The following is a 15,827-nucleotide window of genomic DNA, read 5'->3' on the forward strand; positions in this document are numbered from 1 at the left end:
ACGTCAGATATGATCAACTTCTGCCGATCTCGCGATCCCCGTGCGGGGAGGGGTTCGGTTGCCGCGACCGGGTGGGGGAATGGATGAAGGCGGGCCGCGCCAGGGCCGCGCACCACCACGCCACACCACGCCAGACCGCACGCACCACGCCGCGCCACTCGGGTTCACGACGCAGGGGGACAGATGGCCGACCAGGGGTACGCCGAGCAGCAGCCGGCGCCGGACGTCGAGGTCAACCTCGCCATCCACCGCCCGCACTCGGCGCGGATGTACGACTACTACTTGGGCGGCACCACCAACTTCCCCGCCGACCGCGAGGCCGCCGCGCACGCCCTGGCGGCCTTCCCCTGGGTCCGCAGCGCCGCCCGCGCCAACCGCGCCTTCATGCACCGGGCCACCGACGCGCTCGCCCAGTCCGGCATCACCCAGTTCCTGGACATCGGCACCGGCATCCCCACCTCGCCCAACCTGCACGAGATCGCCCAGCGCGTCTCCCCGCACGCCCGGGTGGTCTACGCCGACAACGACCCGATCGTGCTCACCCACGCCAAGGCCCTGCTGCACAGCACCCCGCAGGGCCGCACCGCCTACGTGCAGGCCGACGTCCGCGACCCGGAGGCGGTGCTGGCGGCCGCCCGGGAGACCGGCGTGCTCGACTTCACCCGGCCGATCGCGCTGAGCATGGTCGCCCTGCTGCACTTCGTGCCCGAGCACGCCCACGAGATCACCGAGGCCCTCAAGGCGGCCCTGCCGGCCACCGGCTCCGCCCTGGTGATCAGTCACTTCACCCCCGACTACGCGCCCCGGGAGACCGAGCGGCTGGAGCAGGTCTACCGCACCTCCGGCACTCCCGGCCTGGCCCGCAGCCGCCCGGAGGTGACCCGGTTCTTCACCGGCTGGGACCTGCTCGCCCCCGGCATCGTGGCCACCCCGCGCTGGCGCCCGCAGCCCTCCGCCGAGCCGCCGATCACCGACGCGGAGGCCTCCTGCCTGGGCGGGGTGGCGATCCGGCCCTGAGCCGGTGCGGGGGCCGGGCCGGACGGTAGCCTGCCCTCGTGGAACCGGGTGGGAGCCGTGGTGGTGGGCGATGGCGGAGGTCGTGCCGGCGATCCGCCCAGGCATGTCAGGGTCTGCGCCGGGGGATGCCGCGCTGCGGCGACCGGCCGGAGTGCGACCACGGCCGGGGGAGTGCCCGCGGCGGGCCGCTCTGCCGGCCCCGGCGCCCGCGGTGGTGACGGCCCGAGGCGGCGACGGCTGCCCGGCCGGCACCGACACCCGCTGAACGCTATGTGACAGGTCTGTCCCAGCACCCCGCCCGCTGTTGTCCCCCGCCTTCCCTGTGGACCAGGATGAGTTTCCTGAGAGCGCACACAGGAACAGCGAGGTCACCCGGGGCATGGCGAGCGGCATACAGGCGGTGGCCGAGGCGATCGACCGGATCGACTGGGAGTCGGTCCGCAGCCCCGATCCACCGGCCTTCGTCCGGCGGTCGGCCAGCCGGGGACTGCGGGCGCTGGCACTCGCCGGGGACCAGGCGGAGGCGGTCGGTGCGACCGGCTACCTGTTCGACAGCGTGCTGGTGGACCGTCAGCTCGCCGTGGTGATGCCGGCCGCGGCCGCCGCCGCGCCCGTGCTGGTGGGGATCGCCGCGCACGGGCACCCGTGGGCGCGGGCGGGGGCGGGCAGCCTGCTGGGGGCGATGCTGGAGTTCCTGCCGTTCGAGGGGTTCACCCGGGTGGACACCGAGCACGCCACCGCCGTGCCGCTCTGCTGCGCGGTGGCGCACCAGGTGGCCGCCGGGCGGGCCGAGCTGGCGGCGCGGGGGCGGGAGAGCGCCGGGCTGCTGCGGGCGGCCGAGCAGCACTGGCGGTTCGAGGTGACGGAGGCGGTGGGGACGGGCCCGCAAGGCCTGTTCGCGGTCGGCGACCTGACGGGCGAGCTGCCCGCCGGGCCGGTGCGGGCCGAGCTGCACACGCCCGCCGGGGGGCTGAGCGTGATCGGGGTGGAGGTCGAGTACCCGGCCTGGGCCGGCGGCACCGAGGCCTGCCTGCGGGTCGGCTCGGCGCGCGGGGCGGGCCTGGACGGCGCGGTGCTGATGCCCGCCGGATGCGGGGCCCGGGTGTACTGAGTCAGCGGGGCGAGCTGCGCCGCGGCATGATCACCGCCGCCGCCAGCGCGCCCAGCAGCGCCACGCAGCCGCTGGTCACCGAGGTCGCGCCGAGACCGGCGCCGAAGGCGTGGGTGGCGCTGCCCACCAGCTGCGCCCCGCCGTGCCCGTAGTGGCCCAGCTGCTCGGCCACGCCCAGCGCGGCGCCGATCGAGTCGCGGGCGGCGTGCTGCTGGTCGGCCGAGAGCTGGGCGGTGCCGGTCAGCGCCTGGCGGTAGGAGGTGGTCAGCACGCTGCCGAGCACGGCCACCCCGATCGCGCCGCCGACCTGCAGCGCCGTGTCGTTCACCGCCGAGGCGGTGCCGGCCTGCCGCTGGGGCGCGCCGGCCAGGATGCCGTCCACCGAGGGCGGGACCGCCAGGCCGATGCCCACGCCCATCACGGCGAGGCCGGCCTGCACGGTGTGCTCGTCGGTCACGGCCGCGGTGGCCAGCAGGAAGGCGCCGGCCGCGATGATCAGCAGGCCGGCGACCACGGTGAGCCGGTCCCCGATCGCCTGCACCACCTTCGGCGCCAGCGGCGCGGAGAGGATCAGCGTGCAGACGGCCAGCAGCCGGAAGCCGGCCGGCAGCGGGTTGTGGTGCCGGGCCAGCTGGAAGTACTGGGTGAGCACGAAGAGGCTGCCGGAGAGCGCGAACGCCTGGCAGGTCAGCGCGGCCGCGGACCCGCTGAACCGGCGGTCCCGGAACAGCTCCATCGGCAGCATCGCGTGCACGGCCCGGCGCTCCCAGAGCACGAAGGCGCCGATCAGCAGCGCGCCGCCGGCCAGCGGCAGGGCGGTGCCGGTGGTGTCCCAGCCGTAGACCGGCACCTCGATCAGGCCGTACACCACGGCGACCAGGCCGACCCCGGAGAGCACCGCGCCGACCAGGTCCAGCGGCATCCGCGCCGCGCGCTCCCGGCCCGGGATCAGCAGCGCGCCGGCGAGCAGCGCGATCCACACCACCGGCACGTTGACCAGGAAGATCGCGCCCCACCAGTAGTGGTCCAGCAGGAAGCCGCCGACCAGCGGGCCGAGCGGGATGCCGAGCCCGGCCGCGCCCGACCAGACGCTGACCGCCCGGGCCTGCTCCTCGGGCGGGAAGACCTGTTTGACGATGGCCAGGGTGGCCGGCATGACCAGCGCCGCTCCCAGGCCCATGCCGGCCCGGCTGGCGATCAGTTCGGCCACCGTGTGGGAGAAGGCGGCGCCGAGCGAGAAGCCCAGCAGCACGGCCAGGCCCACCAGCAGCACCAGCTTGTGGCCGAAACGGTCGCCCAGGCCGCCGGCGATCAGCAGCAGGCCGCCGAAGCCGAGCGTGTAGGCGTCCACCGTCCACTGCATCTGGCCGGCCGAGGCGTTCAGGTCGGCCTGCACGCTGGGCACGGCCATGGCGATGACCAGCGCGTCCAGCCCGCTGATCACCAGGCAGAGGCTGAGCACGGCCAGGATCGCCCACCGGCGCCGGTAGGCGGCCGCGGCGTCCAACGCCGCGAGGTGCGCGGAAGCGGCAGACACGGAAGGCAGCTCCTCAGGGGGCGGGCGGGTCATGACGGGCGGCTCGCGGCCACGGCGGGGCGGGCGCCGGCCAGGCTGCGGACCGTCAGCTCGACGAGCTGGCGCAGCCGGCGGCGGGCGGACTCCGGGTCGGTCCGCTCCTGGCTGATGCCGCTGACGGCGTCCAGCAGCAGCAGGGCGCAGTCCCGGGCCGGCAGCAGCTCGCCGAGCAGTTCCAGCTCCCCGGCGGCCGCCGTCAGCAGCTCCTCGACCAGGGCGGCGAAGCGCTCCTTGAAGGCCGCGAACAGGTCGGCGGCGACCACGCCCGCCTCGGTCAGCAGCTCGGCGCGGAACTCGGCGTCCACCGGGTCGAGCGCCATCTCCAGCCTGACCGCGAGCACGGCGTACAGCCGCTCGGCGGTGCCCTCCGCCGAGCGGGCGGCGGCCTCGGCGGTGCGCAGCACGTCCTCCAGCAGCTGGGCGCCCATGGCCCGGAAGACGTCCTCCTTGCCGTTGAAGTCCTGGTAGAGGGCGGGACGGGAGAGCCCGGCGGCCTCGGCGATCAGCGCCATCGAGCTGCGCTTGTAGCCGTAGCGGCCGAACACCTTGGCCGCCGCCGCGACGACCTGGGCGTGCCGCCCGGGCTTGGCCGGTCTGCCGCCGGCGAGGGGAACCCCTGACATGCTGACAGTCTGAGCTCACCCTGTCAGGACGTCAAAGCCCGACGCGCGACGTCCACTTGAACAGTGGGGGCCGGCGGCCCCGCGACACACCACTCGCCCGCGGCACGTGGCAGCGCGGCGGCTGGCTAGCCTCGGTGATCATGTACCGGATTGACGAAGCACTCCCGAGCGCCGAGGAGTTCCGGGAGCTGCGCCGCGCCGTCGGCTGGACCGCTCCCGAGCCCGAGGCCTGCCGCACGGCGCTGCGCACCACGGTCTACGGCGTGGTCGCCCGGCACCGCGACCGGGCCGTCGGGATGGCCCGGCTGATCGGCGACCGCGGCCTCTACCTGATGGTGGTCGACGTCGCCGTGCACCCCGAGCACCAGGGCGCCGGGCTCGGCCGCCGGATGGTCGGCGCGCTCACCGACTGGGCCCGCGCCCAAGGAGTGCGGCACACCCTGCTGGCCGCCGAGGCCGGCGCGGTGCCGTTCTACGAGTCGCTGGGCTTCGCCGTCCAGCAGGACCGGCTGATGCGGCTGACCCCGGCCGGCTGAGCGCACCGGCATGGTGGCCCGTCACATGCCGGGCACGGTCGGTGCGGTGACTCACCATATGTCGCGCCCGGCGCGGCGGTTCTACGGTTCCGGCATCCCACCGCTGCGGACCAGCACGTCAGGAGCCGACCATGCCCTCTCCCGCCCTCCCCACCAGAGCCGCCGCCGGCCGGCGGCTGGCCGTCCTCGCGGCCGTCGGCCTGCTCGTCACCGCCACCGCCACCGCCTGCGCCAAGGCCGGCACCGCCGGGACCCCGGCCGCCGGGACGGGCGGCGCCAAGGACCCCGTCAAGGTCGGGCTGGTCTACTCCAGGACCGGCCTGCTGGCCGCCTACGGCAAGCAGTACCTGGACGGCTTCAAGGCCGGACTGGACTACGCCACCCACGGCAGCGGCACCGTCGGCGGGCACCGGATCGAGTTCACCGAGCAGGACGACGCCGGCGACCCGGCCAAGGCCGTCTCCGCCGCCAAGGACCTGATCGGGAAGGGCTACAAGATCCTGGCCGGCTCCACCGCCTCCGGCGTCGCCCTCCAGGTCGCCCCGATCGCCGCGCAGAACCGGGTGCTCTTCATCAGCGGCCCGGCCGCCGCCGACAAGGTCACCGGCCTGAACACCTACACCTTCCGGTCCGGCCGGCAGTCCTACCAGGACATCCTGGCCTCCTCCTCCTTCCTCGGCGACGCCGCCGGCAAGAAGGTCACCGTGCTGGCCCAGGACAACGCCTTCGGCCAGGCCAACGTCGCCGCCGTCAAGGCCGTGCTCGGCGCGCAGGGCGCCACCGTGGACTCGGTGCTCGCCCCGCCCAGCGCCACCGACCTGACCCCGTTCGCCACCCAGGCCAAGGCCGCCAGGCCCGACCTGCTCTTCGTCGCCTGGGCCGGCGACACCGCCTCCGCGCTGTGGACCTCGCTCACCCAGCAGGACGTCTTCGCCGCGACCAAGGTGGTCACCGGCCTCGACCTGGCCGCCTCCTACCCGCTGTTCGGCCCGGCCGGCGAGAAGATCTCCTTCCTCGACCACTACTTCGGCGGCGCCGCCGGCACCGAGGTGGAGAAGGCGATGACCGCCGCCCTCGCCAAGGACGGCGGCAAGCCCGACATCTTCACCCCCGACGGCTTCACCGCCGCCCAGATGATCGTCCACGCGGTGGAGGCGGACCACGGCTCCGCGGACGACACCTCGGCGCTGGTCAAGGCACTGGAGGGCTGGAGCTTCGACGGCGTCAAGGGCCGGCTGACCATCCGGGCCGCCGACCACGCGCTGCTGCAGCCGATGTTCCAGGTCCAGCTCACCGGCACCGGCGACGCCGCCCGGCCCAGCGTGGTGAAGACCCTCCCTGCCGAGCAGGTGGCCCCGCCCGTCACCCCGTTCGCCGGCTGACCGGCATGCAGGGGAGCAGCACAGCACCCGTCCTCGGGGTGCGCGGCCTCGGCTGGTCGGTGCGCGGCGTGCCGATCGTCGAGGACGTCAGCTTCAGCGTCGCCGAGGGCGAGTTCCTGGCCTTCATCGGCCCCAACGGCGCCGGCAAGACCTCGCTCTTCAACCTGATCACCGGCATCCACCCGGCCACCCGCGGCAGCATCGCCCTCGACGGCACCGACCTCACCACCGCGCCCGTGCACGCCCGGGCCCGGCGCGGGCTCGGCCGCACCTTCCAGACCTCCTCGCTCTGGCCCGGCCTCACCGTCGCCGAGCACCTCCGGCTCGCCGCCCAGGCCGCCGCCGGGCCCGGCGCTGGCTACCGGCTCTGGCGGCGGGCCGGGCGGTACGGCGGGCAGGTCGACGAGACGCTGGCCCGCACCGGCCTCGGCCACCGCGCCGAGACCCCGGCCGGCGCGCTCTCGCACGGCGAGAAGCGCAAGCTCGAACTCGCCGTGCTGCTGGTCGGCGACCCCCGGCTGATCCTGCTCGACGAACCGATGGCCGGGGTCAGCGCCGAGGAGGTCCCCGCCCTGGTCGAGCTGATCCGCTCCGTCCACCGCGACCACGGCCGCACCGTGCTGATGGTGGAACACCACATGGACGTGCTGCTCGGCCTCGCCGACCGGCTCGCCGTGATGCACCACGGCACCCTGCTCGCCCTGGACACGCCCGAGGCCGTGATGGCCGACGCCACCGTGCAGCAGGCCTACCTCGGGGAGGCGCTGTGACGCTCCTGAGCGTCCGCGGCCTGCGGGTCGTCATCGACGGCCTGCACATCCTGCACGGCGTCGACCTCGACGTGGCCGCCACCGGCGTCACCGCCCTGCTCGGGCGCAACGGCGCCGGCAAGACCACCACCGCCAAGGCGCTGCTCGGCCTGGTCCCGCGCACCGGCAGCGTCCGCCTGGCCGGGACCGAACTGAGCGCCATGCCCACCCACCTGATCGCCCGCCAGGGCATCGGCTACGCCCCCGAGGACCGCGGCGTCTTCGCCGGACTCACCGTCGCCGAGAACCTCCGGCTGGCCGAACGCGACGCCGAACCCGCCTACCAGCTGGTCCACGAGCTCTTCCCCGAACTGAAGCAGCGCCGCAGGCAGCTGGCCGGCACGCTCTCCGGCGGCCAGCAGCAGATGGTGGCGATCGGCCGCACCCTGCTCAACGGCAACCGCCTGATCATCGCCGACGAACCCACCAAGGGCCTCGCCCCGAAGATCGTCGCCGAGGTCGCCGAGGCGCTGGCCCGGGTCGCCGAACGCGTCCCCGTGCTGCTGGTCGAACAGAACCTCGCCCTGGTCCGCCGGATCGCCGGCCCCTGCGCCGTGCTCGCCGACGGCCGCACCGCCCACCAGGGCCCCACCGCCGACCTGCTCGCCGACGAGGAGGCCGCCCGGCGGCTGCTCGGCGTCGGCATCCACCGACCGCCGAAGGAGGCCTCCTGATGGGCACCGTGGTGCTGCTCACCTGCACCGGCCTGGGCCTGGGCGCCCTCTACTTCCTGGTCGCCGCCGGCCTCTCGCTGATCTTCGGCCTGATGGACGTGCTCAACCTCGCGCACGGCGCGCTGCTCTCCATCGGCGCCTACGCCGCCTGGTGGGGAGCCACCAGCGGCGGCCTGGGCTTCTGGCCCGCCCTGGCCTTCGGCACCGCCGCCGGCACGCTCGCCGCCGTGCTGCTCGAACTCGCCCTGATCCGCCCGCTCTACCGGCGGCCCCGGGACCAGGTGCTGGCCACCGTCGGCGTCGGCCTGGCCGTGCCCGCGCTGCTGGCCGGCACCTGGGGCTCCGACGCCCGCGGCTTCCCGCAGCCCGCCGGCCTGGCCGGCACCGTGCACCTGCTCGGCGCGGCCGTGCCCCGCAACCGGTTCGTGCTGATCGCCGCCGCCGTGCTGGTGCTGCTGGCGCTGCGGCTCTTCCTCGCCCGCACCCGCTACGGGCTGATCGTCCGGGCCGGGGTGGAGGACCGGGCCATGGTCACCGCGCTCGGCATCGACGTCCGCAAGGCCTTCACCCTGGTCTTCGCCATCGGCGGCGCCGCCGCCGCGCTCGGCGGGGCGCTGGCCGGCCTCTACTTCGGCTCCGTCAACCCCGGACAGGGGCCGGGCCTGCTGATCTTCGCCTTCGTCGTGGTGGTGATGGGCGGCCTCGGCTCCGTCACCGGCGCCGCCGCCGCGGCCGTGGTGGTCGGCCTCGTCCAGCAGTTCGCCAACTACTACGCCGCCGGCGGCCTCGGCGACCTCTCCGTGGTCGCCCTGCTCGCCCTGCTGCTGCTCGCGCGGCCCGGCGGACTCACCGGGAGGCTCGCATGACCGTCCCCGCCACCCTGCGCCGCTGGTGGCCGGTGCTGCCGCTGCTCCTGCTGGCTGCCGCGCCCTACAGCGCCCTGCCCGTCCCCGGACTGCTCGACGGCCCGCTCGGCAGCCCCGGCAGCCTCCAACTGCTCGCGCTCTGCCTGGTCTACGGCGGCCTCGCCACCGGCTACGACCTGCTGCTCGGCCACACCGGACTGCTCTCCTTCGGCCACGCCCTCTACTTCGCCACCGGCCTGTACGCCACCGACCTGGCGATGCTCGACCTCCACCTGCCGTTCGCCCTCGCGGCCCTGGCCGGCACCGGCGCCTCGGTGCTGCTGGCGCTGCTGCTCGGCGCCGCCAGCCTGCGGGTCACCGGCATCGGCTTCGCCATGGTCACCCTCGCCTTCGCCCAGGCCGGCGCGATCCTGGTGCAGCGCGACCCCGGCGGCCTGACCGGCGGCGAGGAGGGCCGGGCCGTGCCCGCCGACCGGCTGCCCGGCGCCCTGGTCGGTATCGGCAACACCGCCAACCTCTACTGGCTCGCCCTCGCCTACCTGGTGCTCACCGTCGCCGTGGTGCGCCGGGCCGTCGGCTCGCCCGCCGGGCGGGTCTGGGCGGGCATCCGGGAGAACGAACGCCGGGTGGAGGTGCTGGGGCTGCGCCCGTACGGCTTCAAGCTGCTCTCCTTCGTGCTGGCCGGCGGGCTGGCCGGCGCCGGGGGAGTGGTCTACCTGCTGCTCACCGGCGGCGCCACCCCGCAGGCGGCGAGCTCGGACGCCACGCTGGCGCTGCTGGTCATGGTGGTGCTCGGCGGCTCGGGCACCCGGTGGGGGCCGCTGCTCGGCGGCGTGCTCTACACCTGGGCCGCGCACCGGCTCGGCGACCTGGCCAACTCCTCCTCCGTGGCCGGTCTGCCCGGGGTGCTGCGGGTGCCGCTCTCGCAGCCGCTCTTCCTGCTCGGCGCGCTCTTCGTGGCCGTGGTGTACCTGCTGCCCGGCGGACTGGCCCGGCTGCCCGCCCGGCTCGGCAAACGAACGTGACGACTCATCGGAAAGGCACATCAATGGACAAGGTGCTCGACTCTCCCGACGCGGCCGTCGCCGACCTGCCCGACGGCGCGCTGCTGGCCGTCGGCGGCTTCGGGGTCTGCGGCATCCCCTCGACGCTGATCGGCGCCCTGGAGCGGGCCGGGACCACCGGCCTGCACGTGGTCTCCAACAACTGCGGACTGGACGACTGGGGCCTGGGCCTGCTGCTGCGGGCCGGCCGGATCGCCCGGATGACCTCCTCCTACGTCGGCGAGAACAAGGAGTTCGCCCGTCAGTACCTCGGCGGCGAACTCGAACTGGAACTCACCCCGCAGGGGACCCTGGCCGAGCGGCTGCGGGCCGGCGGCGCGGGCATCCCCGCCTTCTTCACCCCGGCCGGCGTCGGCACCCAGGTCGAGGAGGGCGGCCTGCCCTGGCGCTACGCCGCCGACGGATCGGTGGCGCTCGCCTCCCCGCCCAAGGAGGTCCGCGAGTTCGGCGGCCGCCGCTACCTGCTGGAGGAGGCGATCACCGCCGACTTCGCGCTGGTCCGGGCGGCCGTCGCCGACCGGCACGGCAACTGCGCCTTCCACGCCGCCGCGCGGAACTTCAACCCGTTGTGCGCGGTGGCCGGGCGGACCACCCTGGTCGAGGCGGAGCGGATCGTCGAACCCGGCGAACTCGCCCCCGACGCGATCCACCTGCCCGGCATCCACGTGGACCGGATCGTCGCCGCCGACCCGACTGACAAGCGCATCGAACGCCGGACCGTCCGCACCGCCCCCCGGGAGAACTGACGATGGCCCTGACCCGCGACCAGCTCGCCGCCCGCGCCGCCCGTGAACTGCGCGACGGACAGTACGTCAACCTCGGCATCGGCCTGCCGACCCTGATACCCGACCACCTGCCGGCCGGCGTCCACGTGGTGCTGCACTCCGAGAACGGCATCCTCGGCGTCGGCCCCTACCCGCCCGACGGCGGCGAGCACCCCGACCTGATCAACGCCGGCAAGGAGACCGTCACCGTCCGGGACGGCGCCAGCTACTTCGACTCCGCCGCCTCCTTCGGCATGGTCCGCTCCGGCCGGATCGACGTCTCGGTGCTCGGCGGGATGCAGGTCTCCGCGCGCGGCGACCTGGCGAACTGGACGGTGCCGGGCAGGACGGTCAAGGGCATGGGCGGCGCCATGGACCTGGTGCACGGCGCCCGCCGGGTGCTGGTGGTGATGGAGCACCAGGCCAGGGACGGCAGCCCCAAGCTGGTCGAGGAGCTCACCCTCCCCGCGACCGGGCGCGCCGTGGTCGACCGGGTGATCACCGACCTGGCCGTCATCGACCTCACCCCGCAGGGCCTGCTGCTGGTCGAGACCGCCCCCGGTGTGACGGCCGATCAGGTCCGCGCGGCCACCGGCGCCCGGCTGCTCACGGCAGTCGCGCGATGAGCACCGTCCGGGTCCCCGGCGCCGAGCGGCAGCGCAGTACCCGGCTCGCCGACCTGACCACCCGGGGGACGGCGCCCGGCGGCCACACCGTGCCCGAGGACTGGGAGTACCTGCACGCCTCCGCGACCCCGCTGCCCGCCCCCGTCCCCGGCCTGCAGCTCGACGGCTGCTTCCCGTCCGCCACCGTCCTCAACCCGCACCACGGCTGGCAGCACGACGCCCAGTTCGTGATCCGGCTGCCCGAGGAGTGGAACGGCTCCCTGGTGGTCACGGCCGCGCCCGGCATCCGCCGGCAGTACGCGGGCGACCGGATGACCGGCGACTGGGCGCTGGCCCGCGGCTACGCCTACGCCGCCACCGACAAGGGCAACTCGGGCCCGGAGTTCCACACCGCCGGGCGGGCACCGGGCGACGCGCTCGCCGAGTGGGGCGAGCGGGTGCGGCAACTCGCGGTCGCCGCCCGGGAGACGGTCCGCCGGCACTACGGCGCCGAGCCGCGGCGCTGCTACCTCACCGGCATCTCCAACGGCGGCTACCTCACCAGGCTCGGCCTGGAACGCCACCCCGAGCTGTTCGACGGCGGCGTGGACTGCGAGGGGCCGCTCTGGCTGGCCGAGGGGCCCAATCTCCTCACCCACCTGCCGGCCTGGCTCGCCGACTACCCCCGCTACCGGGACACCGGTGACGAGCAGGCGCACGCCCGGCTGCTCGCCGCCGGACTGCCCGCGGGGTCGGAGTTCCTCTGGGAGGCCCACCACCGGACGTACTGGGACTTCACCCAGCGTACCTACCGGGCCGTCTTCGACCCCGGCTACCCCGGCCCGGGCCTGCCGCCGGAGGGCGTCCCGTTCGCCGCCGCCGGTGCGCCGGGTGCGGACGCGGACTACGACTACGCCGCCCGCCCGGCCGCCGTGCGCGAGGCGGTCGCCCGGGTGGCGCTCACCGGCGCCATCGGGAAGCCGCTGCTCTCGCTGCACGGCACGCTGGACGCGCTGCTGCCGATCACCCTGCACTCCGACCGGTACGCCGAGCTGGTCGCGGCGGCGGGCCGCGGTGGGCTGCACCGGCAGTACCGGATCGAGGGGGCCAACCACGTGGACGGCTTCTGCGACCTCTTCCCCGGACGGCTGCGCCCCCTGCTGCCCGCCTACCGGGCCGCTTTCGCGGCCCTGGAGGAGTGGGTGGAGCGGGGGACGCAGCCGCCGCAGAGCTGCACGGTGGCACGGGACGTCGACGATGCCGACGTTTCGGGCTGGGCTCAGGCGGGGCAGCCCGAGTCGGCGAGCACGTAGTAGCCGGCGGCCGTCTCCTCCAGGGTGTGCACGGTGAAGACGTTCCACAGGCCCATGTTCCGGCCGGAGCCGGCGGCGTAGGTGAAGCCGCCGCTCTGGAAGGCCCGGCCGGCCACCGTCTGGTCGTAGTTGTCGGTGGTGTAGCAGGTCGGCTGGTAGCCGCCGGCGGTGGTGGCGCCGACGGCGGCCGACCGGGCGCCGTCGGTGCCCGCGGAGTCCGCGGCGGCCACGGTGTAGCTGTACGCCGTGCCCGCCGTCAGCCCGGTGTCGGTGTAGCCGGTGCCCGTGCCGCCGCCGACCCTGCTGCCGTCGCGGAAGACGTCGTACGAGGCGGCGCCGCCGACGGCCGACCAGGAGAGCGAGACCGTGCTGCCGGTGGTGCCGGTGACGGTCAGTCCGGTCGGCGCCGGGAGCCCGCCGCCCGTTCCGCCGCCGCCGGAGGCGAGGCCCCAGAACTGCGCGGTGTAGTAGCTGGAGCAGATGCTCGCCAGGAAGTAGGCGCCGGTGCTGCCGCACTGGTCCGGGCCGGAGCCCGGGTCGACGGCGAGTCCGTGGCCCATGCCGGAGATCGAGTACAGCTCGACCGCCGGGTTGCCGGCGGAGTCGTCGTAGGTGGTCAGGGTGGTGCTGCCGGGCAGGCTCCGGGTGCTGGACGGGGTCTGGCCGATGCCCCAGACGTCGGTCCACTGGTCGCGCAGCTCGGTGCCGTTGACCGGCTGGACGGTGTGGTCGCCGGTGCCCTGGAAGACCGCCACCCGCGGCCACGGGCCGCCGTAGCCCGGGTCGGAGCCGCGGACCTTGTCGCCCCACTGGGCCGGGGTGAGGTTCTGGCTGCCGCCCTGGCAGCCGGAGGCGGCCGACTGGCTGGTGGCGCACTGGGCGGGCAGGCCCGAGTCGACGGCGCCGCCCGCGAAGACGTCCGGGTAGTCGGCCAGCAGGTCGGCGGTCAGGCCGCCGCCCGCCGACAGGCCGGTGACGAAGACCCGGTGCGGGTCCGAGCCGTACAGCGACTCGGCCTTGGCCACCATCTGGACCACCGAGGCGGCCTCGCCCCTGCCCCGGGTGTCCTTGCCGGCGTCGAACCAGCTGAAGCACTCCAGCGAGTTGTTGGCGGAGCTGGTCTGCGGGAAGACCACGGCGAACTTGTCGAGGTCGGCGAACTTCGGCCAGCCCGAGCCGTTGTCGTAGTCGGCCGCGGTCTGGGTGCAGCCGTGCAGCGCGACCACCACCGGCGCCCCGGCGGGCAGGCCGGCCGGGACGTAGGAGTACATCGCGAGGTTGCCGGGGTTCGAGCCGAAGCCGCTGACCTGCTGGAAGGTGCCGGTGGCGGCCGCCGCCGGCGAGGTGGCGGCGGTGCCGAGGCCGGCGGCCAGCGCGAGGGCGGCGGTGAGGACGGCGAGCGGTCTGCGGGGGCGGACGGGCATCGGGGCTCCCTGGGTGGGGTGGGGGCGGATGACTGTGGCCTGAAGCATGCGGCCCCCGGACCGTGCGCGAAACGGTCCGGGCACCCACCCCGGAGCCCCGCCGGATGTGCCGCGCCACCACCGCTCAGTGCGGTGACGGAGCGTCACCATCCGCCAGCAGTTGCAGCTTGAGTGCCAGTTGGAGCTCCAGCGCCCGCGCCGGGCTGTTCCAGTCCGGCCCGAGCAGCGCCTGGATCCGCTCCAGCCGCTGCACCACGGTGTTGACGTGGATGTGCAGGCACTCCTTGGCCCGGTTGAGGCTGCCACCGCACTCGAAGTAGGTGCGCAGGGTCCGCACCAGGTCGGTGCCCCGGCGGGCGTCGTACTCCAGCAGCGGGCGCAGCGCCTCGGTGACGAAGCCGTCCACGTCGTGCGAGTCGGCCAGCAGCACGCCGAGGAAGCCCAGGTCGGCGGCGCAGGCGCTGCCGCCGGTCCGCCCGAGCACCTTCATCGCGCGCAGGCAGCGCACCGCCTCGGCGTGCGCGGCGGCGATCGGCTGCGGCCCGGCGGCGGGCCCCGCCGCGGCGACGGTGACGGCGGAGGCCGCGCCCGGCCCGCCGAGCTGGGCGGCCGCCGCCGCGCCGACCGTCGCCGGATCGGCACCGTCGGCGGGGACCAGCAGGACCACCGTGCCCTGGTGCTGGGCCGCCAGCCCGCGCGGGCTGAAGACCTGCCGCCGGGCGTCGGTGAGCAGCCGCTCCAGCGACTGGCCGGCCGGCTGGGTGACCAGCACGATGTGCGGGCTGCCCAGGTCGATGCCGAGGCGGCTGGCCCGCTCGGCCAGGCCCGCCGGGTCGCGGTGCGGGGCGGTCAGCAGGTCGGTGAGGAGTTCGCCGCTGACCCGGTTCTCGGTCTCGGCCACGGTGCGCCGCATCAGCAGCAGCAGCCCGGCGACCACCGAGGCCCGTTCGAAGAGGCGGCGGTTGGCGTCGTCCAGGTCCTCGTCGCGGTGCAGCACCAGGCTGCCCAGCAACTCGTGGCCGGCCAGCACGGCGCAGACCCAGACCCCGCCCATCCGCAGCGCCCGGCCGCCGGCGCGGGACTCCTCCACGGCCGGCGCCAGGTCCTCCGGTGCGCAGCCGGCGTCCGGGGCGGTCAGGTGGCGCCCGTCCGGATCGTGCACCGTGACCGGGCCGCCGACCAGGCCGCCGACCTGGGTGGCGAGTTCGCCGAGGTCGCCGCCGCGCAGCACCAGGTCGGTCAGCTGCTCGTGGGCGCGCTCGGCGTGCTGGATCGCGGCCGCGTGCGCCCGGATCACCGCGTTGGCCTCGGCCAGGCCGGCCAGCGCCGCATTGGTGTCGGCGAGCGCCTTGGCCGTGTCGATGGCGATCGCCGCGTGCGCGGCGAGCGAGGAGAGCAGGGCGATCTCGTCGCTGGAGAACGAGCGCGGGCTGCGGTCGGCGGCGAAGAGCACCCCGATCACCTTGCCCGAGCCGCCGCGGCTGGCCCCGAGCAGCAGCGGGACGCCGAGGATGGCCACCAGCCCCTCGTCCAGCACCCCCGCGTCGATCCCGCCGGTGTGGTGGAACCGGCGGTCGGTGCGGTAGTCCGGGGTGACGTACGGGCGGGAGGTCTGCGCGACCAGGCCGCCCAGGCCGTCGCCCAGGCCCAGCCGCAGGCTCTGGAAGAGCGGCGAGATGGAGCCGGCCGTCACCCGCATGTAGGTGTCGCCGGCCTCCTCGTCCGGGAGCGTCAGGTAGGCCGTGTCGGTGCCGAGCAGCAGCCGGGCGCGGTGCACGATGGCCCGCAGCACGCTGTCCAGGTCGCGCAGCGCCGCCAGGTCGCCCGCCGTGTCGAAGAGCGCGGCCAGCTCGCGCTCGCGGCGGCGGTGCTGGCGCAGGGTGCCGCGGATCCGCAGCGCGGCGCCGGTGGCCCGGTCGACCTCCTCCCGCTCGGCCGGCCCGGCCGCGCCGCGGGCCTCGGTGGCGATGGCGTCGATCTCCTCGATCGAGGCGTCTCCGGTGAGGAGTTCCAGCAGGCGGCGAAGGTGCCCGGCGACGGGGCCGGGGGCGGGTGAGGCCATG

15 protein-coding genes are annotated in these 15,827 nt (G+C 75.2%); 11 read left to right on the forward strand and 4 right to left on the reverse strand.

Annotation, left to right across the window (positions count from 1 at the left end):
* Positions 1 to 183 precede the first annotated feature (183 nt).
* Positions 184 to 1,017 (forward strand): SAM-dependent methyltransferase, encoded by an 834-nt coding sequence (locus ACFYNO_RS17060; RefSeq protein ID WP_388012007.1) that lies wholly within the window; start codon positions 184 to 186, stop codon positions 1,015 to 1,017.
* Positions 1,018 to 1,396: 379 nt separating this feature from the next.
* A complete protein-coding gene (locus tag ACFYNO_RS17065; protein ID WP_388012009.1) occupies positions 1,397 to 2,128 on the forward strand; it encodes a hypothetical protein in 732 nt (243 codons plus the stop codon).
* 1 nt (position 2,129) lies between these two features.
* Here the strand turns inward: ACFYNO_RS17065 and ACFYNO_RS17070 are convergent, their stop codons facing one another.
* Together ACFYNO_RS17070 and ACFYNO_RS17075 are read right to left on the reverse strand one after the other, a co-directional pair.
* Entirely contained in the window at positions 2,130 to 3,665 is a 1,536-nt protein-coding gene (locus ACFYNO_RS17070) for an MFS transporter (RefSeq protein WP_388012011.1), read from the reverse strand.
* Positions 3,666 to 3,694: 29 nt separating this feature from the next.
* Positions 3,695 to 4,327 carry a TetR/AcrR family transcriptional regulator gene (locus tag ACFYNO_RS17075; protein WP_388012013.1) on the reverse strand — a complete coding sequence of 211 codons (633 nt, stop codon included), beginning with the start codon at positions 4,325 to 4,327 and terminating at the stop codon, positions 3,695 to 3,697.
* A gap of 140 nt (positions 4,328 to 4,467) precedes the next feature.
* Between ACFYNO_RS17075 and ACFYNO_RS17080 the strand changes: the two genes are divergently transcribed.
* From ACFYNO_RS17080 to ACFYNO_RS17120, 9 genes are all read left to right on the forward strand, one after another.
* Complete coding sequence (locus tag ACFYNO_RS17080; protein WP_388012015.1) at positions 4,468 to 4,863, forward strand: GNAT family N-acetyltransferase; 396 nt, start codon at positions 4,468 to 4,470, stop codon at positions 4,861 to 4,863.
* Positions 4,864 to 4,994: 131 nt separating this feature from the next.
* Positions 4,995 to 6,245: a substrate-binding domain-containing protein gene (locus tag ACFYNO_RS17085; protein WP_388012017.1), complete on the forward strand. Its 1,251-nt coding sequence runs from the start codon at positions 4,995 to 4,997 to the stop codon at positions 6,243 to 6,245.
* Positions 6,246 to 6,250: 5 nt separating this feature from the next.
* Positions 6,251 to 7,015: an ABC transporter ATP-binding protein gene (locus tag ACFYNO_RS17090; RefSeq protein WP_388012019.1), complete on the forward strand. Its 765-nt coding sequence runs from the start codon at positions 6,251 to 6,253 to the stop codon at positions 7,013 to 7,015.
* Complete coding sequence (locus ACFYNO_RS17095) at positions 7,012 to 7,728, forward strand: ABC transporter ATP-binding protein (protein ID WP_388012021.1); 717 nt, start codon at positions 7,012 to 7,014, stop codon at positions 7,726 to 7,728. The genes ACFYNO_RS17090 and ACFYNO_RS17095 overlap by 4 nt, the downstream gene beginning before the upstream one ends.
* The gene (locus ACFYNO_RS17100) at positions 7,728 to 8,594 is read left to right on the forward strand and encodes a branched-chain amino acid ABC transporter permease (RefSeq protein ID WP_388012023.1); all 867 of its coding nucleotides are present in this window, start codon (positions 7,728 to 7,730) and stop codon (positions 8,592 to 8,594) included. The genes ACFYNO_RS17095 and ACFYNO_RS17100 overlap by 1 nt, the downstream gene beginning before the upstream one ends.
* Entirely contained in the window at positions 8,591 to 9,619 is a 1,029-nt protein-coding gene (locus tag ACFYNO_RS17105; RefSeq protein ID WP_388012025.1) for a branched-chain amino acid ABC transporter permease, read from the forward strand. Before ACFYNO_RS17100 ends, ACFYNO_RS17105 begins: the two co-directional genes overlap by 4 nt.
* Positions 9,620 to 9,642: 23 nt before the next feature.
* On the forward strand, positions 9,643 to 10,404 hold the full coding sequence (locus tag ACFYNO_RS17110; RefSeq protein WP_388012027.1) for a CoA transferase subunit A: 762 nt from the start codon (positions 9,643 to 9,645) through the stop codon (positions 10,402 to 10,404).
* A 2-nt stretch (positions 10,405 to 10,406) separates the two neighbouring features.
* Positions 10,407 to 11,048 carry a 3-oxoacid CoA-transferase subunit B gene (locus ACFYNO_RS17115; protein ID WP_388012029.1) on the forward strand — a complete coding sequence of 214 codons (642 nt, stop codon included), beginning with the start codon at positions 10,407 to 10,409 and terminating at the stop codon, positions 11,046 to 11,048.
* A complete protein-coding gene (locus ACFYNO_RS17120) occupies positions 11,045 to 12,340 on the forward strand; it encodes a tannase/feruloyl esterase family alpha/beta hydrolase (RefSeq protein WP_388012031.1) in 1,296 nt (431 codons plus the stop codon). Before ACFYNO_RS17115 ends, ACFYNO_RS17120 begins: the two co-directional genes overlap by 4 nt.
* Here the strand turns inward: ACFYNO_RS17120 and ACFYNO_RS17125 are convergent.
* Both ACFYNO_RS17125 and ACFYNO_RS17130 read right to left on the reverse strand, forming a co-directional pair.
* On the reverse strand, positions 12,307 to 13,764 hold the full coding sequence (locus ACFYNO_RS17125) for an alpha/beta hydrolase family esterase (protein WP_388012033.1): 1,458 nt from the start codon (positions 13,762 to 13,764) through the stop codon (positions 12,307 to 12,309). The two genes, ACFYNO_RS17120 and ACFYNO_RS17125, sit on opposite strands and share 34 nt — an antisense overlap.
* A gap of 124 nt (positions 13,765 to 13,888) precedes the next feature.
* Positions 13,889 to 15,826 (reverse strand): helix-turn-helix domain-containing protein, encoded by a 1,938-nt coding sequence (locus tag ACFYNO_RS17130; RefSeq protein WP_388012035.1) that lies wholly within the window; start codon positions 15,824 to 15,826, stop codon positions 13,889 to 13,891.
* Position 15,827 lies beyond the last annotated feature (1 nt).

Origin of the sequence: Kitasatospora sp. NPDC006697, assembly GCF_042869935.1 — a bacterium.
Lineage (GTDB): Bacteria > Actinomycetota > Actinomycetes > Streptomycetales > Streptomycetaceae > Kitasatospora.